Below are 26,545 nucleotides of genomic sequence, written 5' to 3'. Positions count from 1 at the left end.
ACTCCGCTCCTCTAATATACCCCTGATTTTCTTCTTGCTTCAGAGGTTTTTGATTGAGTTGGTCTTGGTAGACAGGGTTGGTTAGGATAGCTTTGATTTGTCGATATCGAGGAGAGTGAAGATGTTCAAGACCTATTCGACACGCTTCATTAAGCTCTTCTTTCGAGTATTCTTTTGTCAATTTAAGAATGGAGAGAGCAGGTTGGAATCCTTTATCTACGGGCTGCAAGCCTTCAAAGAGCCTTTAGATGACCTTTAAGACATAAGGACCAATTTCTTCCGCCCGCTGTAAGCGTCTTTCATCCGGCCATTCTGGTTGATTAAAGAAATCGGGTAAATGTTCAGGAAGTGTCCTTCGTTGATATTTTTGATAAGCAGGGAACCTTTTGTGTGTCGCAATGCGTTCCTGATGGTAATAAATTTCAAGATGACTCTTAGTCACCTTGAGATCGACATATTTTCTAATGTATTGGTAGGGGACTGAATAGGTATTGGACTGAAAGTTGATGTGAGCATCTAATTGAACTTTTCGACGATAAACCCACTCAGCAATTTCAAAAGGTGTAGAAGGTAGTGGACGTAATTTTTCTTGTTCAGTAGATTGAAAGACTAAGTATCTACTTCCTTCTCGCTTCTGAAAAGGTTGGTGATTATAAGCTTCCAATTTGTTAAAGACTGCCTGTTTTAGCGTTTCAAAGTCAGTAAAGGTTTGATGGCGCAGTTCTGCAATCAGATGAGTCGCTATATTACCCACAGCGCCTTCCACCGCAATTTTTTGTTTAGGCTTTCTAATTTGGGTCGGCATAATCGCTAGCACATAATGGTTAGCGAGGTCCTCATAAGCTTGATTTAGGACAATATCTCCTGCCTTAGGGTGTTTGATAACCCCTGTCCTTCAAATTGTCGCAAACCACTCTTATGGGCGATCCTGAGAAGTATTCGAACATGTTCACATGGCATTGAAGCCAAGACTCACTTTTCATGTCGAGAGTAGGCTCAACGTAGGTATACTGACTATAAGCTAGAAGGCCAACAAATAAATAAACATCAATGACCTTTCCGTCATTGACGCTGTGTAATTTCATCGTAGACCCAGACCAATCCACTTGTGCAGTGACTCCGGGTTTATGGTGAAGATGGTTGGTTAATTTATATCGATCGATATGCCTTTGATAGTCCTCACAAAACTTTGTATAACCGACAGCAGGTTGCTCAGTTTCCTTACATTAGTCAACATATTCCTGCCATAAAAGCTTCAGAGTCACCTCCGACTCTTTTGAGTTCTTCATGGACTTTCTCATAGTTAGGTTGGTTGTAGAATATTTCTGATTGATGCCGATTAGGAAAGAAAAGTTGATAAACTTTATTCTCACTAGTTTCCTGAATATCCTCGAAACTTATTTTAAGCTCTACCGCTCGATTAAAGACCTCTCTAACAGAATTACGACTCGTCCCTAACATCTTAGCAATTTGATTACGTGACAGACCCCAATCGCGATATTCCATAATCATTTTGACAGGTATTTTTTCTTACCATATCAACGCCTCCTTGTAAAAAATTTGAAAATGATAACTTTCACTTCAAATATACAAGACCCTGATCTCAAAGGCGAATTGTATGGTCTCAAGAGCGAATTCGCACTTAAGACCAGGGGGGCTGAAGCCGTGAATTGGGGTGGTCTGAATTGGCTATCGATTGATCTGATCGCGCGAAATATCCAACCCAGAGCCCAAAGGGAAAATTGAAAGTGTGGTGTAGTACGTTTAATACAACTTTGCAGATAGTCGTGTGCATGACAATATTGATAGTTGGAACGAAAGTTCATTAGCTTGGCTCGAACAAACGGATAACCATTGCAAGCATGAAATAACAAAAAAATAGGGATGGGTGCATCTACATCATCAACCATCCCTATTTTGTTCAGTAAAATACTATACAATGTTTTACCGGTCTCTTATTGATCAAACTTAATATATTTTCTTGTAAAACTGAGCCATTCGTCATGAAGGTCCATAAGGACAGCTCCAATTAATCGATTGGCAGACGTTCGATTGGGAAAAATCCGAATAATCTTTTCTCTTCTGCGGACTTCCTGGTTCAGTCGTTCAAGAAGGTTGGTGCTTTTTAGCCGATTGTGACCATTTCCGATAATCGTGTATTGAAAGGCATCTTCGAAGCCATTATCTAATGGTTCGCAAGCTTTTGTATATTTAGACTGGTCGATATATTCACCGACTAAGGCATTCTTAGCTGTTCGAGCGAGTTCAATATCCGTAAACTTAAAGATCGCTTTTACTGCTTCTCTAAACGGTTTTGAATTCTTTTTTGGAATGGAACTGAAGGTGTTTCTTAAAAAGTGGACCTGGCATCTCTGCAACTTGCGTTGGTAAATGACTTACGAATTGCAGACACTAGGCCTTTATGGGCATCAGAAATGATGAGTTCTGTCCCCTGTTGACCGCGTTCTTTTAAGTATTCAAAGAAGAGGGACCATGTGTCATCACTTTCTTCATTTTGGATCATGAAGAAAGTGATTTCACGATCACCACCTTCTGTTGTCCCGATCGCAATATGGCAGCTTTTAGAAAGTACTCGATGGTCCTCACGGACTTTTATGTAGAGAACATCAGTCATCAGATAAGGATAACTCGTACCTGAGAGTGAACGGTTCTGTCATTCGTTGACCATCGGGTCTAACTGCTCAGTCAGGCTAGAAACAAAAGATTTCGATACCGATTTTCCACATAGCTCTTCAACAATCTTTGAAACTTTACGTGTCGAAACGCCTGAAACATACATCTCAAGCATTGAAGCGAGCAGTGCCTTTTCATTTCGCTGATAACGCTCAAACACCGTCGGTGAAAATTCACCATCACGTGTTCTAGGCACTTTTAATTCGAGTGTGCCCACACGAGTCGTAAAGTCTAGCTCATAATAGCCATTTCTTTGACTCTGACGACTTTCTGAACGTTCATAGTCATCGGCTTGAATATATTCTGTTCGTTGATTTTCCATCAATTGGTTGAAAACAGTGGTCAAAATATTTTTAGAAACTTCATCTTTTACCGAATGTTCAATAATACTTTGAACCTCTTCGTTGTTCAGTGTAAAGTGTACTTGGGTCATGTAACGTCCTCCTGGGTATGTTTTTGTGGTTAAAAACTTGTACCGTAAAAGGGCTGTTACATGGCCTTTTATCTTTTACACAATTTTATGGACTTTATCATACAACACTACTAAAATTAGTTAAATCTAAGGAATTAGCAAAATCGTATACATACAGACTACTTTTAAATTATATTTAAATCAATCCCCAATGTATAAAACCGCTAACTATTCCATCTTTATCATTCGAGTCAGTAATATAATCTGCAACTGCCTTTGTTTCATCCACACCATTTTTCATGGCCGTAGAATAGTCCGTTATTTCTAACATTTCGATATCATTCATACTATCTCCGAAGGAGTATGTGGGTAACCCTTCTAATTCTAATTTTGATATCATTGTTTTAATTGCTGTTGCTTTGGAATTCCCTTTGCTAATCACATCAATAGAATATGGAGATGTCCTAAAGAAATTAAAGCTAGGAAATCTCTCCTTTAATATAAGGTCATGATTTGTATTTTCGGTAAATAAAAGCATCATATTTACATTATTTTTATGATGAAAATCATAATCTTCTAACGGTTTATTTATAAAGAAATGTTCAAGTGTCTTTTCAACAAGAGGTGTAGATTTCCTAATAGCATGCTTTGTTTCATTATAGAACCCAACCTCAATATTTTCATCGTTGCAATATTCTATTAACTCTATAATCATATTTGAATCCATGTAGTTATTATAAATTTCTTTATTCTCATAAAAAATATACTGCCCATTTGTGAGTATATAGGAGCTAAATTCCAAATCAGAAAGAAGACTAGATATTTGAGAGTAAGGTCTTCCAGATGCAATAACTAGTAAATGATTATTTCTTCGAGCACTTTCAAGTGCTGCTTTTGTGTTCGTGGTAACTTCATGATTACTATTCAAAAGAGTTCCATCCAAATCTAAAAATACAATGGATTTATATAGATGTTTTTCACTCATATTCAAAACTCCTTTAATTCAATTTGCTTTTTGTACTCTTGTACATCTTCTTCCTCTATATTTGGAAACCAATACAAGCAATTTGAAATAGAGTATGCGATAGATAACTTAAGTGCTTCTACTAAATCAATTTGTTTCGAAACTCCACTCACTAGCCCCCCAAGAAAGAAATCTCCTGAAGCTACAGGATTCTTCGCTTTTATTTCAGGCACTTTAAGGTATAAATACCTCTTATCAATCTTGGCGACAGCTCCCTTACTTCCCAAAGTCACAACAATATTCTCTATATTTGATGACAAATGATTTTTGAAGAAGTCAATAAATTCTTCTGGTTCCGATAGATTACCCTCTATTAATTCATTAAACTCTTCATCATTAATTTTTAATAAGGTCGGTCTACTTTTTTTATAAACTTCCTTTAATGCATGACCGCTCGTATCTACCAATACTTGAACATCTAAATCTTTTACTTCTGATGATATTTGCACAATATAATCATCTGGCATACCCTGCATAAGACTACCAGAAAAAACTATAATATCTTTGGGTGATATAGATTCAATTATACTTTCAGTAAGATTCTTTAATAAGTTTTGTGTCAAAACAAAACCTTGTTCATAAATAGGATAGATATTTCCACTCTTCATTTCTACTATAATATTGCATTCTCTAGTGTTCTTCTCCACTTCTATAAACTTTACATCAATTCCTTTATCCTCTGCTAAGCTTAAAACATATTGTCCAGTAGGTCCACCCAAAATAGTATGAACAAGCACTTTTTCGTGTTGAACTCCATGATTCAATGCATAAGCAACATTAAAGCTTTTCCCACCAGGAAATTCTTTTACCTTATATGGTCGATTGGGAATCCCTTCCATTAATGCATCGGTTAATAGTAATGTTCTGTCTAGTGCAGGATTAGGACAAATTAAATGTATCATTTCATCCTCCTTTAAAGCCTAAATATTCAACGCTAGAAGATTATCAATGTAACTTTAAATACTAAATTCACTCGTCCCTTGTAGGCAGTGATCATGAGTTATTATTTCATGATTACTTTTTCCTTCCAAGATGTCGCATTTTCATTAACGACTTTGTTTAACTTTTCAATATTTTCTTTCCCAGTTTCATTCAACCATTCTTTAGTTTTTCTATGATTGTCAAAATCATCCGCGAATATATCTGTGGCTTCTTTCCAAGTAGCTCTACCACATAAGACTCCATTAAAGGTAGAACCTGCCTTGCCAGCAAACTCAATGGTATCTTGAAACAGCTCAGCAGAAACTCCAGCGCTTAAGAAGATAAACGGTAAATGAGTCGCCTGAGACTGTGATTTAAAATACTCTAACGCCTCTTCTTGTGTATAGATGTAATCATTATTACAAAAACCTTCGACATAGTTCATATTTACAGGAACTTCAACTTTTAAAACATCTACTTTAAACCTATCTTGAGAAAATAATTTCATTGCTTCATTCACTTTATGAGGTTTTACTTTAGCGTATTCTTTCCCTTTATTATCTTCATTATTAGCATCATATGTTAATATTTCTAGGAAAAAAGGAATTTCTTCCGCTTCACATTCTGACCCAACTCTTTCAATAAAAACGTGTTTAACATCATTTATTTCTGGATCAGCATCAATATCATAATACAACAATATTTTTACCGCATCTGCTCCCTTTTCTTTTATTCTCAATACTGACCAATTATCTAGAAGATCTGGGAACCGTTCCTCTGAAGAAGCATCATATCCAGTTTTCTCGTACGCTAAAATTAACCCACTATTTTTATCTCTAGCTTTTGAAGCAGGCAGACCGTATTCTGGGTCTAGTAAAATTGAGGATGCATAAGTTGTGAGATTTTCAGAAATTAATACTTTAAATTCTTCCAAGATACTATCTTTTTCAGAATGAATCATTTTTTTCAAAGACCCTCTTTGATCTATAGCCAATGCGGATATAATTCCATTTTCATCAGAAAGATTTTCTAGTTTGGCATACTTATCTTGAGAAACTTTTAACATTTCTATTCTTCCTCCTTTGAAATCTCGTATATTTCGTCAACAGCTACAATATCCTTATCGATTAAACGATTAAATGGTAATGACTTGTCTTCTAAACTATGTACGCCTGTTATAAGATCCTTTACCATAATTTCTTTATTAGCTAAATAATTTAGTGCAGCACCCCATTCTTTTCCTGGAAAAGGCGCTGAGTAAGACATCCAAGAGCCTGTAACTGTTAACTCGCCGCGATTAATTAACTCAAACTCTTTATGGTTAAAAGTAATTTCACTTGTACTTGTACCGATATAACAGACTTGTCCTTTTTTTCGCACAAATTTAAACGCTTCTACGTGAGTATACGGTGATCCCGCTGTCTCATATACAAGATCCGGCAATTGTTGATCTTTAAAATAATCATCTAAAGTAACTTCTGTAGTGTCTATCGCAACATCTGCACCCATATTTTTTGCATATTTTAATTTTTCTTCACTTAAATCTGTTGCAATGATTTTTTTTACGCCTTTTGCTCGTAATACACCGATTGTAAGTAAGCCAATCGTTCCTGATCCTAACACTAGAGCAACATCCCCAGATTCTACTTTAAGTCTATCAACTCCATGAATAGCAACAGTTAACGGTTCTACTAAAGCAGCTTCTTTCAATGAAAGCTCATCAGGAATAACCATCACATTCCTTTCTGGAGCTACAACATATTCTGCCATCGCACCAGGTTCACGTGAACCTATAAAACTATAATTGGTACACATAGCTGGTTCGCCTGTCTCACACATGTGGCATTTCCCACAAGGTTTTAAAGGCGCAACTGCAACTCGATCACCGACCTCAATGCTTTTCACTGAATCCCCAACTGATTCTATTATCCCGGAAAACTCATGCCCTAAAATTTGTGGAAACTTATGAACTTGACCTTTAAAATACCTTGCTAAATCTGATCCACAAACTCCACAATATGCCACCTTTATCAGCACCTCATCTTTACAAGGACTAGGTGTTTCTATATCTACTAACTCCATCTCCTTAGTGTTGATTACTTGCAAAGCTTTCATTTTATTTTTCCTTCTTTCTAAAGAAACGATTAATCTTCATCTGGGATATATAATCTTTTTTTCTTATAAGCTACATAAGTATAGCCATAAGCAACAACATAAATAATGCCTATAACAATTACTCCAAAAGGAATGTTTCCGTTTAAGATATTTGCTGCTAAATATGTGATTGGGCTACCTGCTTGGTCTAGCGAAGATACCCTTACCCCTTCTTCAACTAAATTTACTTGCTGACCTAGAGTTGTTTGTAAGCCAATCATTTGATTAGATATCCAAACTGTAATAGTCATAATTATAGAACCGCTAATTAATGATCTAAAGATATTCCCTTTATGGATTGCAACAGCCATAGCAACAAAGAAACTTACAGTCGCTAAATCTCCGAAAGGAAGGACCTCATTACCAGGTACCAACGCAGCAATTAATATGGTTATTGGAATAAATAATAATCCGGTAGAAATAACTTGAGGGTCACCAAGAAGTAATGCTGGGTCCATCCCTACCAGGAATTCGCCACCTTGAAATCTTTTATCTAGGAAAACTTTAGCAGCCTCCGAAATTGGTAAAAGACCTTGCATAATAAATTTCACAACTACAGGCATTAAAACCATTACAGCAGCCATTTGTACGGCTAATAATAATGCATCACCAATGTTATATCCCGCTAGCAACCCTATTACAAAGCCTAAAACTCCACCTATGACGGTAGGATCACCAAAAGCCCCAATTCTTTCTTCCAAAGTATCAGTGTTAAAATTAATTTTATTTAAGCCAGGTATAGCCTCAATCAAATCATCAATTGGTTTTGCAAATACTCCCATATAAGATGATGTACCATGAGGAATGGCTACGCCTTCTAATCCAAAATAGTTATCTGTTACAGATTGATAAATATCTCCAAATTTAAAAGCAAGTATAGAATGAATTACAACTCCTACTATACCCATCAAAAAACTACCAGTAGCAACCTGAACTATCGCTCCCGTAAAAGCCATGTGCCAAATATTCCAGATATCAACATTCACAACTTTAGTAGTTCTTGTTAAGAGCATAATAATATTAACTACAATCGAAACCGGTATTGCGATTAGCCCCATGTCAGAAGCCCAGGCAAAAGGAGATGTGCCGGGCCAGCCTAAATCTACAACAGATAGATTTAAACTAAATCGCTCAGCCATAGATTGAGCCGCTGGACCTAAGTTGGCGTTCAATAAATCAACTACAAGACCAATTCCAATAAAACCAACACCAATAGTCAATGCTGATTTTAGAGATTTTCCAACACCTTGCCTAAATAACATTCCCAATATAAAGATGATTATAGGTAGCATAACCGATGCTCCTAAATCAACTATATATTGAACTATATTTAATATAACGTTCATTTTATGAATCTCCTATTCTTCAGTTAATGCTTGTAATAGAGCTTCTTCTGCCTGTTCTTGTTTAATGCCGGTAATAAACGGAGCCCCATGAATCACCGGAATGCCGTAATCTTTCGATACCTTCGCTGTTGTAACAAATGCATCAGCGGTATCTTTATACGAGTTCAACTCACTAATTCTACACTGATTTACTTCTGCATCTATACCTTTATCCTTTAACAATTCTTTTACTTTATTAGCTGCAACTGTAGAAGTTGCTACTGCTCCTCCGCACGCGACATATATTATTTTTCTTGCCATAGCATTTTCTCCCCTATCTATAAATTTAAATACTCATTAAACACTCTAACAATCTCTGTTTCACTAGTCATATCAATAATATTTTTAACAACGTTTTCATCTTGGACTAATGAAATAATTTTTGTCAGCATATCAAGGTGCCCCGCTCCATCTCCTATTACTAACATGATAACTAAAGACACATCTACAAAATCATCTTTATCACCACCCATTTCATTAAAGATAATACTATTTTTTAATGTAGCAACCACGAGCTTATCTTTCTTTACATAAGAACCTTCAGTATGTGGGATGGCCACACCTATTGGAAGTGGTAACCCTGTCGGAAATTTTTTCTCTCTTTCTTTTAATGCTAGAATATAGTCTTCATCAACCAAAGATTCTGATATCAGCGGTGCTCCAAGTACTTCAAATAATTTATCCTGATTATCTACTTGCAAGTCTATAAATATGAACTTTTCATCTAGTAAAGCCATTACAAAACCTCCTCTATATTTCTTAAAACAACCTTTGCTCTTTTGCAACTCTATAGCAACACTATACCAGAAACCGTTTTCTTTTGCCACTATTTTTGCAAATTATTTATTTCACATTGTTTTTCTTTGCATAATTTTAATTTTGCAAAAATAATGATAAATAATATTTTTAAAATGAAAAATGAATAACGACCTAGAGTTATCAATTTTTCTTAAATAACTTTTCTTCTTTACTAAATCAGCAAAGTTATTAACATTTAAAATATTCTTGTCAATACTGAATACGAAGTGCGATATAGAAATTAAAAAAATAGTCATGTAGAGTGAAATTCATAGCAAAACAAAAAAAGCTCAGTATTAATCAGATTACTGGGCAACTGCTTTATCAAATATCGTCTTCAAGAAATGCTTGAAGAAAATATTTGAAGATGTAGAGTAGGAATTAATAAACCAAGGTGTGAAGCTAAAATTATTAAATTCTTATCAAGAGAATATCTTTGCATTATTTGAGATTTTATCCTCACGGTAGTTTAGTTTTTATTATAGAAAGATTGCTAAATCAATACTCTGAGCTTAAAGTCGATAGTAGTAATATTCACCTCTATGTAACTGGTTTGAGGGAGGAGTATCAAAGCTCAAGCAAATCATAGCCTTCTTATCGTATTTTTTGCAAGGCCATGAATATGCCTAGAACGGTTTGTCTCTTTTGGACGTTCACTTTGAATACTTTTACCATCCTTTGACATCTCGCTCTATTACATACTAAACAGGTATCAATTTGTTTGTGACCTTTTTTCTTATCGTGGTTGTGGCTATAGCTAACCAGCTCACTTTCGGCATAATCACTTCGACATAACCACTAGTAATATCATAAAGCAAGAGTCTTAAGGGACTTGATTCGTGTGCAACAAGTTTCTTTTGGATATTTCACTGACGTTTATCTAACTCATCCATCGCATTGTATAATCCATTTATAGAAGAAGTTTCCTCTGTCTTCAAGAGTTGTTCCCAATCAGGCACATAGTATCCTTAGAGGGCCACCTTCTTATTCAGAAATAGGTCTCCTCTATTCAGGGATTAATTATCTCAAATGTTAAGTCACCATCATCAAGCCTATCGACATATATTACTTCGGTTACCTTCTCTCTAGAATGACTTGTAAGTAATGAAATTCGCCTAATTGATACTACGTTATGATGCAATTTAAAAAACTTACGATTCTGAATCATAAAAATCCCCTATAAATTATATTTGTATAAATCACTCATACATTTATAATGATACAGAAGGCAATATTATACTGGTCTATTCTTTTCGCACTATATGGTCGATTTCTCCGCACTCAGTGGTAGATTGTTCCGCACAGGTGGTAGTTTTTTCATGGAATAATCATACAGCATTGTAAACACTTTGATTCGAACACCTCAACAGCGTATATGATGTGTAATGACGCTCGCAATCGCCTCCTCATTATCTATTGGAGTGGTGGAATGTTTACGCCGTTTGTTCTACCAATCTATGGTGGAAGACTCAAATGGTCTAAAGATGACCATGAGTTCCGAGAGATACAGCTATACAATATTGAACGGCTTTTAAGTGGAGATACCTTTGAGCCAATCGTCAAAATGGCTTTCAAATTAAATTTTTATATACTTATATTCCGATATAAAAATACCTGCTTTAATTATATAATTAATCTATTAAAGGAGATGATTTCGATGCATTCAAATGCAGAGCTTTTAACTGAAATTAGCATACTTAAGAACAACTTTCAGAAGTTTCAGTGACTAATAATCAACTAGAGAAACAAGTTGCAAAACTTGAGCTTAAGTTAAAAACGACAGAAGAATTGAATCTGTACAAATCCATGACTTATTCAAGACGTCATGAGTTAGTTCCGAGTAACGGACAACCTTCCTTATTAGACATCGAGACTTAAAAAAGCACAGACAGAGAAAGTGAAATTGAGAAAGAAGAATATGTAGAAATCAAATCCCACAGAAGAAAAAAATAGTCTGTCAAAAATCCATAGACACTCAATCAATATCCGCAAACAGATGAACACCACGGATTAAAAAATAGCCAATGTCCAACCTGCCATCATGAGATGCAACATATTCGCAAAGAACTGATTGGACGCGAACTCGTGGTGATTCCTGTTGGTCTTGAGGTCGTGAATCATTATCAACATACATACAAATGTACACATTGTTCTGAAAATGATGTATCTGGCATGATTGTGAAGGAGTCTACACCGAAAGGTCCAATTCAAAAAAGTATCATATCCGCCTCACTTATCACAGAAATCTTATACCTTAAATATGTACAAAAGGTACCAGCTTATCGCCAAGAAGCCCATTGGAAAAACTATGAGTTCGATCTGACTCGTAATATCATTTGTAACTGCATATCTCTGTATGCGAACAATATCTAGTTCATATATGAAGCTTTGTTAGAACATTTGCTTCAAGAAGATATTATTCATGCAGATGAGACCAGCTTCAAGGTCATTGAAAGCACTAAAAAAAGTTACTACTGGCTACTATGTAGTGGTAGAGATAGCGAGACTCCTATCATTTTTATAACTTTCAAGACGGACGAGGCAAAGAGTGTTTTCTAGATATCATCGGAGAAAACTACAGTGGTGGACTTATAACAGACATGTACAATGTGTACTTGTCCGTTGTAAACAACAGCGACGGGGACATTGTGCTATCAGCCTGTTGGACTCACCTTAGACGAAAGTTCTTTGATGCCTACCTAGTCCAAGAGGAATCCAATGCGCCAAGTGTTTGTTGTAATCTAAAAAGGGACCACCTTCGGGGTAAATTGCTATTCAAAAAGGGACCACTTGCCATGCCTTTCCATCTATAATAAACGTATTATAGATGGAGGTGCCAAGGAGTGATTCGTATCAATAAAGAATTCGAAGTGATTCACCGTTTTAGAAATGGGGAATCCATTAGGAAAATTAGCAGAGACATGGACATTGATAGAAAAACGATTCGAAGAATAAGGGATCGATACCAAGCAGGTATAGATGCTTTGGATGACGCTCAAAATGAGAAAGAAATCGAAGCAGCAACCGAACAATTAGTCTTAGAAAGAAAATATGATACTTCCAATCGGAAAAAAAGAACCTTTACACCAGAGGTGGAAGCTAGAATGAGCGAATTACTGGAAAAAGAAAGAGAAAAGGATCGAAGGCTAGGACCTCATAAACAAGCACTAACGGCTAAGGCTGTTTATGAAATCCTAGCAGAGGAAGGGTATGCGATTAAATACCGGACAGTCGCTCATTACTGGTCAAAAATGAAAGCGAAAGCTAAAGAGGCTTTTATCAAGCAAAATTATGCATTGGGTGCACGGGTGGAGTTCGATTTTGGAGAGGTCAAATTAGAAATTGAGGGCGTGGTTAAAACCTATTATCTCGCTGTGTGGGCTAGCCCTGCTTCAGATTATTACTGGGCTTACCTCTATACCAACCAGAAAAAAGCTGTCTTTCAGGATGCGCATGTGCGATTTTTTGAAAACCTGGGTGGGGTGTATGCGGAGCTTGTCTATGACAATATGAGAAATGTGGTCACTCGTTTTATTGGGCGTAATGAAAAGGAGCTAAACCCCCAACTCATCCAATTAGCCACTTATTATGGGTTTAATATTAATGTCACCAATTGCTTCAGTGGGAATGAGAAGGGAACAGTAGAGAGTCGTGTAAAGCATGTCAGACAAAACTGTTTCACCAAAAAATATCAATTTCAATCTTTAGATGAAGCTCGCCAGCATTTGGAAGAGTCCTTACGGACTTTGAATCAAGAGAGTCGTTTGGAAGAAGAAAAAGGCCACCTTCTTAAATACCGTCCTCCCTTTGAACTGGCAGAACTTTGTCAGCTCAGCGTCACAAAGTATGCCACGATTCATTATCAGAAGAATCAGTATTCTGTCCCTGACTACTTGGTAGGGAAGCGAGTTCAGATCAAGGCTTATGCCGATTATCTCGTGGTTTATGCCAATGAACAAGAAGTGGCCAGGCATAATAAAATAGAGGGTTCCCATGGGTTTCAGCTTGATATCAGTCACTATATCAAAACCCTCAAGAAGAAACCTGGTGCTCTGGAACACTCGCTGGTTCTTCAACAAACCCCCGGCTTGGAAACACTCTATCATAAATATTATAGCGGACACCCTAAAGAATTCATAGAACAACTTGAGAAATACCATAGCCTCAGTGGAGAGGCTTTGTGCCAGCAATTGGCCTATGATCAGTTGGTGCAACGTGTCACAACGGAAAATGAGGGTGTTCCTAAAAATCAGGAGGCGATTCTTCATCAGACAGAAGCAACGCTCCATCAATTAAATGCTCTCTATGGTTTGGAGGAAAGCTTATGTTAACAATCGCAGAAGCCGCTAATGAACTAAAACTTCCCTATCTGAAGGAAAATTACCAACACCTGCTCCTGGAATATACGAGTCGCGGACTGGATTTGGAAGAAGCCCTCACAGAGATATTGACAGAGGAGGTGGAACAACGTCGAAATCGAAGCTATCAAAGAAGGATTCGACAGGCCAAGTTTAGCCAAAAGAAGTACCTGATGGACTTTGACGAGAAAGTGTTTAAGGAAGGTGTTCGCCAACAACTACGCGAATTAAAGACCCTGAATTTTATTCAAGAGAAACAGAACGTCATTCTTATTGGCAACCCTGGAACAGGGAAGACGCATTTTAGCATTGGTCTTGGCATGGAGGCCTGTCTGCAGAATTATCATGTACAGTTCGTAAATGCCCCAAATCTTGTTATTGAATTAAGAGAGGCCGTCACGCAAAGTCAATTTTATCGCTTCAAACAGCGATTAAATAAGGTCGATCTCTTGATTGTCGATGAATTAGGTTATTTATCCTTTGATGAAGCCGGGGCTGAGCTTCTGTTTAATCTTCTTTCTAATCGGATGGGAAAGGGCTCTACAATGATTACGACGAACCTTACCTTTGATCGCTGGCAGGAATGCTTTAAAGACCCGACCTTAACGGGAGCCCTGGTGGATCGTTTAGCCTTTAAGGCGCATGTTGTGGACATGCGAGGGGAGAGTTATCGGATGAAGCAGACCAGTGCCTGGAAGGAGGCGCAAGCCAGCCAAAAGGAGGTATGAAGCGCTGAGACACTTTCTTCTTAACTAACTTTTCATAAATTAGCCTAAGCCGTTACATTGACCCAAAAGGTGGTCCCTTTTTCAACGGCAAGGTGGTCCCTTTTTCACTTGACATATACACCAAGTCATATGATTTCAAAAAAACGATGATATCTTCAAACTAGAAAGGGAATGGGATAAACAGAAACTTACACCAGAAGAACGACTAAAACTGCGTCAAACAAAACTTAAGAGTATAATAGATGCATTGTTCAGGGAGATTAACCTGATTAAAGCGAATCAATCCATCAATGGTACGTTTGAAAAATCGATTAATTAAGCTTTGGATCATGAGCAGTATTTCTACACCCTCTTAATTGATGTGCGCTATGTACCGTCGAATAATAAAACAGAGCGTGCGACTAAGAGTTTGGTGATGTGTCGCAAAAACATCTTTTTGCCAAAAGCTATACGGGAGCTAAAACTGGAAGAGTTATTATTACGATTCTAGAAACAGCGAAAGCCAACAGGTTTGATCCATGGCGTTATATGAATTATCTTCTCACACACCTTCCGAATGAGTTTTGTTTAATTGGTGCGGACTTGTCAAAATATCTATCTTGGTCACATACAGTTCAACAAGTCTGTGCTGACCAAATTAAAAAACTATTGTAAATAGCCCCAGTATAATCATTACTGGGGCTAGTTTAGCGTGGATTTTTTTGCGTTGATAGGTACCTGGCTATTGACCGCTTATGTGCATTTATTAAAACATGTTAAAAAATGAGATCCACATATCTGACTGTACATAGTTAAATACGATAATCACTTTGGATTACATCTAAATTGGGATAAAATTCTTTAAAGAAATTAACTGTTTCTTTTTGACTATCTGGTATTTGATCAGTAATTATCTTGTTTATTTCTTCGAAATCAGCTAATTGTTTATATGATACTCTTCCAAATTTTGTCCCATCAGCAACAATAAATACATTCGTACTACGATTCATCATCATCTTCGAAAACTCTGCTTCGCTATCAACAATATTAGTAATACCATAGTTCATATGTATCCCTGAGCAGCCAAAAAAACCATACTTCACATAAATATCTTGAATAGCCTGCATGGATGTTGTTCCAGCCAAAGAAAACTCCACCCTTCTTATATAACCACCCGGTACAAATAAATTTATTGTTTCATTCTTAGCAAGTACATTAATAATTGGTAATGTATTAGTGACAACAGTCAAATGGTTTTTTGCTACTAATTGTTTAGCAATTTCTAAATTGGTAGTTCCGTAATCAAGGTATATTGTATCGCCTTCCTCAACCAACCCACTAGCTAGTTTTGCTATTGCAAGTTTCCCTCGTCGATTAGCTTGCCTTCTTATTTCATAAGCTGTTTCCCGAGAGGACTCTTCAAGTTTTGCACCTCCGTAAGTCTTCTTAACTCTACCATCCTCATTTTCCAATATTTTTATATCATTTCTAATCGTTTCGCGTGATACATTAATCATCTCACTAAGCTCAATAATTTTTATTTCTTTTTTTTCACGTAATATTTGTAAAATTAAATCTCGTCTATCATTTGCATTCATCATTCTATCCTTCTAACTAATCAATTGTTGAGTAAATTTATCTACCGAACTTACTTTATAATATGATATAGCGATAATCTTTATTTGAAGTTTTAATTTTTAAATTACACAAACTAACTATATACAAATGCAATAATGTTAACTTCTATAACGAACACATCATTCGTCATAGAAAGCTTAATATATTTCAGTTATTACCTTCCATAGTTTATTTTAACTCCTGAATTGTAAAATTAAGCTAGAAAAACAAATAAGACCATTTGTGCCACACTATTTATGAGAGCATTCATAAATAAAGAAGTAGACACAAAATGGCCTACACACATCTTACCACGAAAGAACTGACTTGGATAGAAAACTATTAAGAAATTGGCGAAAAAGCTTACATAGTCGCTAAAAAGTTAAGTAGATCTGCTCAAACCATCTATAATGTCTATCATTATTTAGACGATGGTGGGACTATCATCGACTATTATGAACGCTACAAAGCTAACAAATCTAAGTGTGGCTCTAAGAAGAAGCAGTTCACAGAAGATCAAATGACCGAATGTCACAAGGGTGGTCACCGGACGTGATGATTGGCCGCCAGGAAATTGACTTGAATTGTTGTGGCAAAACACTTTGCCATCGCTTCTAAGATGACTCTGCTTTTGATGTCAGAGCTTTACCCGTGCAAGGTAAACGAAAAGCGGATCAGCATGTTGAAACGAGGGGCCGTCTAAATGACCGTAGAAGACTAGAACGGTGTCAAGAGGCTTATCCTGAAGACAATGATGAATTTGGTCATTTTGAAGGGGATACTATGGTTGGTAAGAACCACCAAAGTGCGGCCATTACACGAGTTAAATGAATAAGTAAATTAGCGATCACCCTGAAGACAGAAGGTCGTAAAGCATGTCAAGTAACGGATTCATTGAAACGTTTCTTCCTTAAAACCCCTTACCGTCTGGTTAAATCTCTGACTTTGGACAATGGCAAAGAGTTTTCTAACTGGAAAGACTTAAGCAATGAATTTAATATCGACATCTTCTTTGCAGACCTAGGATGCCCATCTCAAAGAGAACGGAATGAGCATACTAACGGATGGTTAAGAAGAGATGGTTTGCCTAAAGGTACTGTTTTTAATGAAGTAACCTTCAAGCTAAATATCATTCCACGTAAATCTCTTAACGACTACACTCCGCTAGAGGTTTTCTTGGCCCATCTTTTGGATCAAACACCTGGCTATTATGCCAGCCATTTAAGAAATATGGTTTCATCAAGCTCCTGACTCCTCCAGAGTCGCTAGCGCTTTTCCTCTTGACCACTCAAGAGTTTGATGAAGGGGGTTGTTTAAGATGATTAGCACAAGTGTGTCACCAAGTTCAATCACTCATAACATAGTGTAAAAATTTCTAACTTAAATTGACAATCGAGAACTTAAAAAACACCCAGATTAGTCATACTACCATAGATATAAGAAAAAGCCCTTTACAAAACAGATGGATGAGCTAGCTTCATCCAAAATAAAGGACATGTTCTTTTCTAATTATACATCAAAAAATTATTTTTGTTAATTTATTTTACTAATATTTAGAATGAACTTGAATCTTTGGCAATTGCCTGGATAAAGTTCATATAATTGTGTAAAAGATAAAAGGCCATGTAACAGCCCTTTTACGGTACAATTGTATATGTCAAGTGAAAAAGGGACCACCCTTTGGGTCAATGTAACGGCTTAGACTAATTTTTGAAAAGTTAGTTAAGAAGAAAGTGTCTCAGCATTTCATACCTCCTATTGGCTGGCTTGCGCCTCCTTCCAGGCACTGGTCTGCTTCATCCGATAACTCTCCCCTCGCATGTCCACAACATGCGCCTTAGGGGTATCCTCGTTATGTGTTTCGGGAATTTAGGATAAAGCGCATGATATCACCGTTTTAAGATAGAAAAATACTTTTAAACAACGAAAGTCAGGAATATAAAACGCTTAACCCAGATTGAAGATGTGCCCTTTCTTCAATCTGGGTTTTTAAATTTAATGAATTATATCATATCATACAAATATAGTTAAATCTCTACAGTCAATCTATAAAACAGTTGGCAGAGAGCATTATTTTAGCCCATGTTGTAACTTTATTGCTTATATCAACTGTATGAATATAAAATTATTAGATGCAATTACTTGATACTAAATCTTTCGTGAATGGTATTCCAATCCTGTCCGAAATCCGCTACTGCTTTAGCTATATTAGCATTATCTAGGAATTTGTCTAATACATCGGAACCCACTGTTACATGGGTCGCCCCAGCCATTAATGAATCAATAACTTGACTAACATTCTTATAGCTGGCACCCAATATCCTTGTGCTACTATTAGTCTGTTCAATATTTCTAGCTAATTGGTTAACTACCAAGAAAGGATCAGTGTCAAGGTTTTGCATTCGATTAATATAAGGTGCCAAATAGTCTGCACCCATTTCAGTTGCGAGTAATCCCTGCATTGTTGAATAAATAGCTGTTGCAGTAATATTAACGCTTTCTGCTTTTAGTTGTTTTATAGCTTTAAGTCCTTCTTTACTCGTTGGGATTTTAACATAAACTTGATCATCTATACTTTCAAGAATATCGTGTGCATCTCGAACCATTCCTTCAGCGGTATCAGAAATTGTTTGCACATGCAATGATTTATCTATGCCAATAATATGACGAATTTCCTTCATGTGATTTATAAACTCAATCTTACCTTCTGCTTTGAGAATTGATGGATTAGTCGTTACCCCATCAATAGGTAGATATTCTAGATACTCTTTGATTTTATCAACATTAGCTGAATCAATAATTAATTTCATTTTTCCTCCATTTATACAAAACTATTTATTATCTCATCTGCTGCACTAAGATCCTGTGCAGGATAATCTGGATTTTCAAATCCTATTACATACATCCCAGCCGTTTTGGCTGATAAAGATCCATTTTTGGTATCTTCATAAGCTACGCATTTCTCAGGTGTAACTTGAAGTAATTCTGCAGCTCTCAAAAAAATATCTGGAGCAGGTTTGGAATTTTCAACTTCTTCACCACTGACTAATACCTCAAAAAAGTCAATTATTCCTAATTCTGTTAAATTATGTTCTATCTCTTTCTTAGGAGAAGATGATGCCACTGCTAAGGTTGCCCCTTCTGATTTCAATTTCTCGATATATTTAACAACACCTTTTATAGGTTTTACTCCATCTCGTTGGATCATTTCTTCTCTTTTATTGTTCATCTGTTCAATATAGTAATCAACAGATTTATCGAGACCCAATTCTTCCTTCATTGTAGTCCACATAAATTCATATGTCGTTCCCATAAATTGATATTGATAACTTATTGGTTTATCATAACCTTCTTCGTGCAATATCTTTGCTTTAGATTCTAAATAAGTATATTCAGAATCTACAATTACACCATCCATATCAAACACAATATATTTCATCATTTACTCCCTTCGTTTAATTTTATCTCATCGAAACTTTCGACAAATTCGTCCGCTAAACTTAAATCCTGAGTTGGATACTTAGCATCAATAAAACCATAACAATACATTCCAGCATCTTTAGCTGCTTTCACTCCATTGTGCGAATCTTCAATTACTAAACATTCTGCAGGGCTTACACCTAAGTACTTCGCAGTCTCTAAATATATTGTTGGATCAGGTTTAGATTTTTCGAAGAATTCTCCACTCACTAAAATATCAAAGTACTCCCTAATTTTAAGCAAATCGACTACTTCGTTGATAGCATTTAATGGAGAAGAAGAGGCTATCGCAATTTTATATTGTTGAGCGGAAAGTCTTTTAAGAAAATCAACAACACCAGGATATGCTTCAACACCTTTTGCTTCTTTTATAACCCCAACTTCTTTAAACATTTCAGCGATGTATTCTTTAATGCTTTTTGATAGATTATAATCACTTTTTATGTTTTCCCAGGTAAATTCATGAGTCGTTCCAGTAAAATTATAAATGTATTCTTCTCTTAGTTCAAAACCTTCCTTTAAAGCAACATTATATATAGCTTCTGTATAAATTTTCTCTGAATCTACAATGACCCCATCCATATCAAATATAAAAGCTTTATACATAAGGCATCTCCTATAGTGAAAAAGGCCGAAACATTCGGCCTTTTCATTATTTAATAACTATCATAGTTCCAATACTAATATCAGGAATTTCTTTTCCCTCTACATACAAAGTTCCAGCTAATTCTGCCTCATTAGCTCCGTTAAAACGAATAGTAATATGGGCTAAATCATTTAGATTTTTTTCAACGACATCCCCAACAGCAGTTATAATAAATTCTGCACTATCAATCATCAACGTCATGCCAGTAGTGATGGTTTCTTTTACTGGTGTAACCTCAACATTATAAGTGTAATCCGCTAAATCAGCTGGCGCATTTTCTCCAAAGAGAACAATCATGTTCTCCTCTTTAAACATAGCTGCATCAGATCCTATGTTTACAACTTTTGTCTCATACACTGACATAAAATCCTCCTAATATTATTGATACAATCCGTAACTTGCAATCCAGGCAACGACGACACGAGGAACTCCGTTAAGAAATCTTGAATACAGTACCGCTGGAACCCCAACTTCAACAGTTTCAGCTTCTGCTTCTGCAAGTCCTAGACCGACTGGAATAAAGTCACAACCATTTTGTGTATTGATTGCAAACAGTGCTGGTAAAGCTAAATGCGGCGGAATGACTCCATTACCAATTTGGACACCAATTAGGGTACCAACAATTTGAGAAATAACGGCACCAGGACCTAATAATGGCGATAAGACAGGAATCGAACACACAAATCCGATAAGAATCAATCCCCATACATTACCAGCTAGTGGGGCTAGAACGTTAGCAATCCAATTACCAACACCTGTTGATTCAATAATTCCGATAAGCAATGAAACGAATGCCATAAACGGAATAACTGTATTGATCATCGTCTGGACCCCGTCGCGTGCTGCTTGGTTAAAGACCGAAACAACTTTACCAGCTCCCATACCAATACGGGTCGCTAACCCTGGCTTAGACGTTTGTTCAGTGATTTTTTTCGTTGTATCATAAGTTGATTTCTTATCTAACTTTTCAGTATTAGTTGATACAATCGCTTCAGCGCCTGGCTCAGCCAGTTCAATTTGATTTAAGCCTACGTTTGATACATAAATGTCTTCTGTAATATATTGTGCTAATGGACCAGCTTTCCCAGTAGCAATAATATTAATCGTCGGAATTCCTTTCTTTGGATAAATTCCACAACGTAAAGTTCCACCACAATCTATAATTGCTAACGCAATTTCGTCATCTGGAATCGATGTCTTAAATCCGTTGACTGCCTCCATTCCAGTTAATTCTTCAATTTTATCAACAATATCAGGGCGCTCTCCACCACCGACTACATAAATAAACTTATGTTTCTCTTCAGTAGGGGTGATAATTAATGGTCCACCGAATCCGCCGTTACCTCTTGAGACTTTTATACTATTGAATTCTGCCATGTTCATTCTCCTTAATTATACTTCTTGAGCAATAACTGATTTATTTAACTCAATGCCTTGTTGCTTCATAATTCTTTCAGTAATAAAGTCAGTTGACCATCCACCAACCGCATTCATCACTAAACCTACAAGTAAATAACGAATAGCTAACTCAGCTGAATTTAGGCCTAATGCATCAATGCCTTGTGCAATACCTAACCATACGAATAGTTCCCCAGCATTAATATGTGGGAAAACCCCATTACTTGTATGACAGAACTGCATCTGTGCAGCAATATAACCAGGTTTATAAAACTCTGGTAAAAAACGCCCCATAGTCATCGACATCGGATTCCCTAACATAAATGCTGAAACAAAAGGAAGAATCATATAACGAGTAATCCAGTTCTTGTTTGAAGCGGCAGCTAATTTATTAATGCGCTCTTCACCAAGAAGTGTAATGAGAGCGTTCATTGCCACCATTAACATCAAAACTAACGGTACAATTGAACCCATCCACCCAATAAAGGTATCTGCTCCTGCTTGGAACATCCCCATAAAACCTTCAGCAAATCTAACTAACCATTGCATATTTATGCACTCCTTTTAAATTTATTTACAAATTGATTTGTTGCTACTTTCGTATTTAAAAGTAAATTATCGACAGGACCAGATTTTTTCTCTTCTGTGTAATCACCCATTTCTACTTTAATAAATAAATCTCTCGCATCTTCCATCGCAATTTTCGTGAGTTTATTTTCTTTTTGAACAAGAGGATGTTTATGGTCTATAAAATGCAAATCTTCACCGATATAATCAGGTAGTTCTTTAAATTTAGCAATCACTGAAACTCCTTGCATCTTACGGGCATCTAGTATTTTAGCTTCGTCATCAATTGCAAACATAACAATTGTTCCTGCTGAAATCTTGCCCGCCCTTGTGCCAATTGCTACTCTTCCTTTCCTTCTGAGATCAGAATATACTTCGTTAAAATGTTTAATTTGGAAGTATCCAAGTCCAAACTGAAGTATATAAGCCGTAATAGCAATAATACTAAACAGAATTATATAATTCATTTAACCTCACCTTCATTAAAAATCTTAATCATCTCGTTAATTGACTTAGCTTTCATTATATTGTCTTTTAAGTTATTATTTTGTGCTACTCCAAAAATTAAATCATATAAATTTAATAAAGCGTTATCATTTTCTTTCATTTGGTTCGGTATCGCCAATAAAATCACTAAATCAATAATCTTATCTTTAATACTTATATGATTTGTTAACTTAGCGATATTTATAATTATCTTATTATCCTCATAATTGATTTCGTGTGGTAAAGCAATACCGTTATCCGTAATTAATGTTCTGCTCTCATCTTTTGCAAGTATCCTGTCCCGAAATGTTAAGTCTACTAATCCTTCACTCTCTAAATCTAAAATCATATCTAATATTAATTCTTCATATTGTGTTCTCTTAACCTCATGTAAGACAACTTCAAAGTCATCTGTAAAATCATCACGATTTGAAATTATTTTATTCCACTCAGAAGACAGATACTTATCATTAAAGATATTGGATAGGTAAATCATCGGAATATCATTACTAATGCTTTCCAAAGGAATTGTTGTTATAATAGCGAAATACTTTGATAAATCTTCTGTTTCATAATTGGCTTCAGAAAACTGTGATATCTTTATGTCTTGCCCAATTACGCGTTCAATCTGTCTGCGGACCATTGCTGCCGTTCCTTTGCCTGTATTACATATAATAGCAATCTCTTTCCGATCAGCCATCTCTTCATTAGTCTTACTTACTAACTCGAAATAAAGAGCAAGATAGTCCGCTTCTAGCAAAGTTGTCTCTGAGTTATAGGCATCTTTTAAGATATTCAATGTATGTTTGGCTAATTGAAATGACATAGGATACTTTTTTTCAATTTCTCCGTGGAATATATCATCAGAAGAATGTTTAAAGATCAATCGATTTATGAGAAATATTAAATGATTGGCAATTTCATCGAATAATTCATCGAAATTAAAATCAAGAAAATAAGTAGAGTTTAGTTCAGAGACAATCTTCTCGAACGTACTCATGAATTTGATGTTATCTTTTAAATCATTCTGATTTATTTTTAAATTATTAGCATTTAAATTCAATGGAAAAGAAATAAAGTCAATTTCTTCTTCACTAAGACTTATTCTAAAATTATATTCAATACCCGTAATCAATTCATCGAGGTAACTTTCTTTTCTGGAATAATTGATATAATTTTCAATTATAGACATATCATCCCCATGAAAAACACGAAACAAACTTATATCTAAGACTTTTAAAAGAAGGTATGCATCCCTTCTTCTAAAACGATATTTTTCTTGTAATCTATATATTAGCTGGACTTCTTCATCAGTAATCACCTTATAATGAAAATAATCTGCTGAATGATAAATTTCAAGTAACCGGATACCAAATTCAGACCCTTCAAGCTTGAGTCCTTTATTGGGCGCACTGTTAACAATAACATCATACTTTAAAGATATTTGTCGAAGACTCCTTAAATCATTATTTACAGTGCCACGACTAACACTTAAATCATCTGCTAAATCTTGAATGAGGATATAATCCTTTGCCTCTACTAACTGACGTATTATATAAGCTTGCCTCTTACTAGATGAATTATAATCGCTCATTTGTTTTAAAGATCCATTTAATATATTCTCAAATTCATTATATTTGTAAATTTCTATGTAGTAATAGCCGTTATGCTCAATTATCTGAGCAATACCAGATAATTCATTATTCAATAAATTAATCGTTGATTTAACTGTTTGTTGGGAAACGTTGAGGTTTTGCTGTATATTCGAAAGCGAAACTTGGTCATTTGAAACTAAATAATTTAATAATCTGTACCATCGATTTAATATTCCCAAAAAACTTCACCTTTACTTTAACCTCGGGTCTTACCTCCGGCAACATTAATGGTAACACCAGTGATATAACTTGATCTGTCGGAGAGTAAATAACATACAGCATCAGCAACTTCAGAAAGTTTACCGTCGCGACCTAATGGAATAGTGCTTGTATTTGTATAGCCTGCACGAAGTTCTTCAACTGTCTTGTTTCTAGTGTATGCCAAGGCCTCTTCATAGGCTAAAGTTCTAAGACCTGTTTCCTCCATAATTCCAGGCGCTAAACCAACCACTCGAACATTGGATTTACCTAATTCTTTGGCCCATGAACGAGTAAAACTGTATACCGCTGCTTTGGTAGCTGCATAACAAGATTGTCCTTCAGAACCTTCTAAACCAGACTCTGAACCCATATTAATAATGACGCCGTGCTTCTTATCAGCAAGAATACGTCCAACTGCTTGAGCTACTAAATATAAACCTTTCTGATTAATTGCAATCATCTTATCGAATATAGCATCGTTTAACTCATATTTACTTCCAGGTTCTTTAGTATCAACCAATAAAGTCGGAATATTAATCCCTGCATTATTCACCAATCCGTCGATAGTTCCAAAAGTTTCAACTACTTTTGCAACTCCCTCTTCAACTGCTTCACGAGATGTAACATCGACTTCAACGAATAACAGGTTATCATCTTGAAGTTCTCCATCTCTAATATCGAAGTTAGCAACTTTCACACCCTGCGCAAGTAATGATTCAATAATGCTTGCTCCAATACCAGATGAACCACCTGTAACCACAGCGACTTTACCATCAATTCCTAACCAATATCCCATTATAAAACCCCTTTCATATTATATAAGTCAATCCTATATCAAATGAAAGCCTGATTTAATACAGACTTTTTTTCCTCGATTGATATTTTTTTATCCTAACTCGAGAGAGAATAAGCGCCCGATATTCTTGTACATTGAACAAGCACATATAAATCTGTAAACTGGATTTACATCGGCTTGTTGTATTGTTTATTTGAGTACCAGACAGGTATTCTTGTCTTTATGAGACCTTAGTAAATAAGCCCCTAGAGTCTCAAAATTTAAAAGCAGAGAATTGGTAGTTCTTGAAATAATTACAAAAGGTAAGCCAGCAAATTCACGCCGTTTAATTTAGCCTGCCACTTGAGCTCCTTTAATATTTGGCTAAATAACAAATCCTTGCGACCGATGTCCAATGTCTTATTCATGCGCTTTGCTCAGTTATTGCTCATTTCAAGGCGGCTATTATTTAAGAAAGTCTTGAATTGCCCCTCGTAATTAAGAGCGAAATCAACCGCTTTACTTTACTTGACTTGAATTCGAAACAACAGGTAAATGAAGCCAGCCAAAGAACTCGTCAATTTGACAGGTAAAGCACCTCTCACGTTCTTTTAAGCAATCTTCAAGTGGTATCATTTTTTTATCTGGATTCAAGCAGGGATATATAATTACATCATTGAACTGCTTTGTAAGCAAGGGTGGTCGATATAGGTGGATTAAGCATCGGTTCAAAGAGTTTTCGCCTGAGATGAGCCCAACCCACACACAATTGCACTAACGACGCATCGAGGTCTCGATAAGCTCCATACATATCACACATATTATATCTGGCATATTCAAAATCTAACAATTCATTAATGACTTGGTGGTTTGATGATGCCCTAGCCTATTAAAGTAATAGTACACTCCTTGTTCAACTACAAGTTTCCCTGATGGAAGTAACCAAACATTCCTCTGGGAACTACTGAAGCTATTCTTAGCAGAGATTGGTCAAAAATGGGCACAAGCGGAGCCCTGGGGAGACAATATCCATTTTTGGCGAATCGCCTAAAGAAAAGCCCCTCACAAACGGGTCAAAGTAAGGCTTTGATACCTGAATACATCAGTGTAATGTTAACACGAGATATTGGATTACCAATTTGCTTCCTTTCCATCTGTTGACGGTATGCCGGTAGTTTAAGTCCAAATTTCTGATGCAAGGTTTTCAATTCGATAGAAGCCGAGGAGAAACTACTATTTCAAGGATTCTTTAGGAATATCAGGTTTT

The 26,545-nt window shown here is 36.0% G+C and carries 23 protein-coding genes and 3 pseudogenes; 5 read left to right on the top strand and 21 right to left on the bottom strand.

The annotated features are described in order from the left end of the window. Window positions 1–244: 244 nt before the first annotated feature. The 10 genes and pseudogenes from CL176_RS12425 to CL176_RS02460 all read right to left on the bottom strand — a co-directional run bounded on the left by CL176_RS12425 (window position 245) and on the right by CL176_RS02460 (window position 9,327). On the bottom strand, window positions 245–805 hold the full coding sequence (locus tag CL176_RS12425) for a Mu transposase domain-containing protein (RefSeq protein ID WP_205528128.1): 561 nt from the start codon (window positions 803–805) through the stop codon (window positions 245–247). A 425-nt stretch (window positions 806–1,230) separates the two neighbouring features. Further along, window positions 1,231–1,512 carry a hypothetical protein gene (locus CL176_RS12415; protein ID WP_205528126.1) on the bottom strand — a complete coding sequence of 94 codons (282 nt, stop codon included), beginning with the start codon at window positions 1,510–1,512 and terminating at the stop codon, window positions 1,231–1,233. A 443-nt stretch (window positions 1,513–1,955) separates the two neighbouring features. Continuing rightward, window positions 1,956–3,127, bottom strand: a pseudogene (locus CL176_RS02495) (IS256 family transposase). 175 nt (window positions 3,128–3,302) lie between these two features. Next, on the bottom strand, window positions 3,303–4,091 hold the full coding sequence (locus CL176_RS02490; protein WP_118989904.1) for a Cof-type HAD-IIB family hydrolase: 789 nt from the start codon (window positions 4,089–4,091) through the stop codon (window positions 3,303–3,305). Window positions 4,092–4,093: 2 nt separating this feature from the next. Next, on the bottom strand, window positions 4,094–5,032 hold the full coding sequence (locus CL176_RS02485; RefSeq protein ID WP_118989903.1) for a 1-phosphofructokinase family hexose kinase: 939 nt from the start codon (window positions 5,030–5,032) through the stop codon (window positions 4,094–4,096). Between the two features lie 101 nt (window positions 5,033–5,133). Continuing rightward, a complete protein-coding gene (gene lacD, locus CL176_RS02480) occupies window positions 5,134–6,123 on the bottom strand; it encodes a tagatose-bisphosphate aldolase (protein ID WP_118989902.1) in 990 nt (329 codons plus the stop codon). After that, window positions 6,120–7,166 carry a galactitol-1-phosphate 5-dehydrogenase gene (locus CL176_RS02475; protein WP_118989901.1) on the bottom strand — a complete coding sequence of 349 codons (1,047 nt, stop codon included), beginning with the start codon at window positions 7,164–7,166 and terminating at the stop codon, window positions 6,120–6,122. Before CL176_RS02475 ends, lacD begins: the two co-directional genes overlap by 4 nt. Window positions 7,167–7,195: 29 nt before the next feature. Then, entirely contained in the window at window positions 7,196–8,551 is a 1,356-nt protein-coding gene (locus CL176_RS02470; protein WP_118989900.1) for a PTS galactitol transporter subunit IIC, read from the bottom strand. A gap of 12 nt (window positions 8,552–8,563) precedes the next feature. Continuing rightward, on the bottom strand, window positions 8,564–8,851 hold the full coding sequence (gatB, locus tag CL176_RS02465) for a PTS galactitol transporter subunit IIB (RefSeq protein ID WP_118989899.1): 288 nt from the start codon (window positions 8,849–8,851) through the stop codon (window positions 8,564–8,566). A 17-nt stretch (window positions 8,852–8,868) separates the two neighbouring features. Then, window positions 8,869–9,327, bottom strand: a complete 459-nt coding sequence (locus tag CL176_RS02460) for a PTS sugar transporter subunit IIA (RefSeq protein ID WP_118989898.1) — start codon at window positions 9,325–9,327, stop codon at window positions 8,869–8,871. Window positions 9,328–11,419: 2,092 nt separating this feature from the next. Here CL176_RS02460 and CL176_RS12955 point away from each other — a divergent pair. The 4 genes and pseudogenes from CL176_RS12955 to CL176_RS02425 form a co-directional block, all read left to right on the top strand. Further along, window positions 11,420–12,201: pseudogene (locus CL176_RS12955) on the top strand (IS66 family transposase); the annotation flags it as partial. Between the two features lie 30 nt (window positions 12,202–12,231). After that, on the top strand, window positions 12,232–13,719 hold the full coding sequence (istA, locus tag CL176_RS02435; RefSeq protein ID WP_118989686.1) for an IS21 family transposase: 1,488 nt from the start codon (window positions 12,232–12,234) through the stop codon (window positions 13,717–13,719). Then, entirely contained in the window at window positions 13,713–14,474 is a 762-nt protein-coding gene (istB, locus tag CL176_RS02430) for an IS21-like element helper ATPase IstB (protein WP_118989628.1), read from the top strand. The genes istA and istB overlap by 7 nt, the downstream gene beginning before the upstream one ends. Before the next feature lie 417 nt (window positions 14,475–14,891). Further along, a complete protein-coding gene (locus CL176_RS02425; protein ID WP_118989893.1) occupies window positions 14,892–15,128 on the top strand; it encodes a transposase domain-containing protein in 237 nt (78 codons plus the stop codon). 137 nt (window positions 15,129–15,265) lie between these two features. Here the strand turns inward: CL176_RS02425 and CL176_RS02420 are convergent, their stop codons facing one another. Beyond that, entirely contained in the window at window positions 15,266–16,054 is a 789-nt protein-coding gene (locus CL176_RS02420; protein WP_118989892.1) for a DeoR/GlpR family DNA-binding transcription regulator, read from the bottom strand. Between the two features lie 365 nt (window positions 16,055–16,419). Between CL176_RS02420 and CL176_RS02415 the strand changes: the two are divergent. Beyond that, window positions 16,420–17,321, top strand: a pseudogene (locus CL176_RS02415) (IS30 family transposase). 887 nt (window positions 17,322–18,208) lie between these two features. Here the strand turns inward: CL176_RS02415 and CL176_RS02410 are convergent. From CL176_RS02410 to CL176_RS12950, 10 genes are all read right to left on the bottom strand, one after another. Further along, window positions 18,209–18,880 (bottom strand): fructose-6-phosphate aldolase, encoded by a 672-nt coding sequence (locus CL176_RS02410; RefSeq protein ID WP_118989891.1) that lies wholly within the window; start codon window positions 18,878–18,880, stop codon window positions 18,209–18,211. An 11-nt stretch (window positions 18,881–18,891) separates the two neighbouring features. Next, window positions 18,892–19,512, bottom strand: coding sequence for an HAD family hydrolase (locus CL176_RS02405; RefSeq protein ID WP_118989890.1), 621 nt, complete (start codon window positions 19,510–19,512; stop codon window positions 18,892–18,894). Next, window positions 19,509–20,156: an HAD family hydrolase gene (locus CL176_RS02400; protein WP_118989889.1), complete on the bottom strand. Its 648-nt coding sequence runs from the start codon at window positions 20,154–20,156 to the stop codon at window positions 19,509–19,511. The genes CL176_RS02405 and CL176_RS02400 overlap by 4 nt, the downstream gene beginning before the upstream one ends. A gap of 46 nt (window positions 20,157–20,202) precedes the next feature. Next, window positions 20,203–20,559 (bottom strand): PTS glucitol/sorbitol transporter subunit IIA, encoded by a 357-nt coding sequence (locus tag CL176_RS02395; RefSeq protein WP_118989888.1) that lies wholly within the window; start codon window positions 20,557–20,559, stop codon window positions 20,203–20,205. A 15-nt stretch (window positions 20,560–20,574) separates the two neighbouring features. After that, window positions 20,575–21,573 (bottom strand): PTS glucitol/sorbitol transporter subunit IIB, encoded by a 999-nt coding sequence (gene srlE, locus CL176_RS02390; protein ID WP_118989887.1) that lies wholly within the window; start codon window positions 21,571–21,573, stop codon window positions 20,575–20,577. A 15-nt stretch (window positions 21,574–21,588) separates the two neighbouring features. Then, complete coding sequence (srlA, locus tag CL176_RS02385) at window positions 21,589–22,143, bottom strand: PTS glucitol/sorbitol transporter subunit IIC (RefSeq protein ID WP_118989886.1); 555 nt, start codon at window positions 22,141–22,143, stop codon at window positions 21,589–21,591. 2 nt (window positions 22,144–22,145) lie between these two features. Next, entirely contained in the window at window positions 22,146–22,628 is a 483-nt protein-coding gene (locus CL176_RS02380; protein ID WP_118989885.1) for a transcriptional regulator GutM, read from the bottom strand. Then, a complete protein-coding gene (locus tag CL176_RS02375; protein ID WP_118989884.1) occupies window positions 22,625–24,481 on the bottom strand; it encodes a BglG family transcription antiterminator in 1,857 nt (618 codons plus the stop codon). The genes CL176_RS02380 and CL176_RS02375 overlap by 4 nt, the downstream gene beginning before the upstream one ends. Window positions 24,482–24,498: 17 nt before the next feature. Continuing rightward, a complete protein-coding gene (locus tag CL176_RS02370; RefSeq protein WP_118989883.1) occupies window positions 24,499–25,299 on the bottom strand; it encodes an SDR family oxidoreductase in 801 nt (266 codons plus the stop codon). A gap of 652 nt (window positions 25,300–25,951) precedes the next feature. Continuing rightward, window positions 25,952–26,137 (bottom strand): IS66 family transposase, encoded by a 186-nt coding sequence (locus CL176_RS12950; RefSeq protein ID WP_118989882.1) that lies wholly within the window; start codon window positions 26,135–26,137, stop codon window positions 25,952–25,954. Between the last annotated feature and the right edge of the window lie 408 nt (window positions 26,138–26,545).

The sequence above is a fragment of the Suicoccus acidiformans genome, from assembly GCF_003546865.1.
In the GTDB taxonomy this organism is placed as follows: domain Bacteria; phylum Bacillota; class Bacilli; order Lactobacillales; family Aerococcaceae; genus Suicoccus; species Suicoccus acidiformans.
The sequence above is the reverse complement of the archived record's forward strand: the minus strand, read 5'-3'. Positions and strand labels throughout refer to the sequence as shown.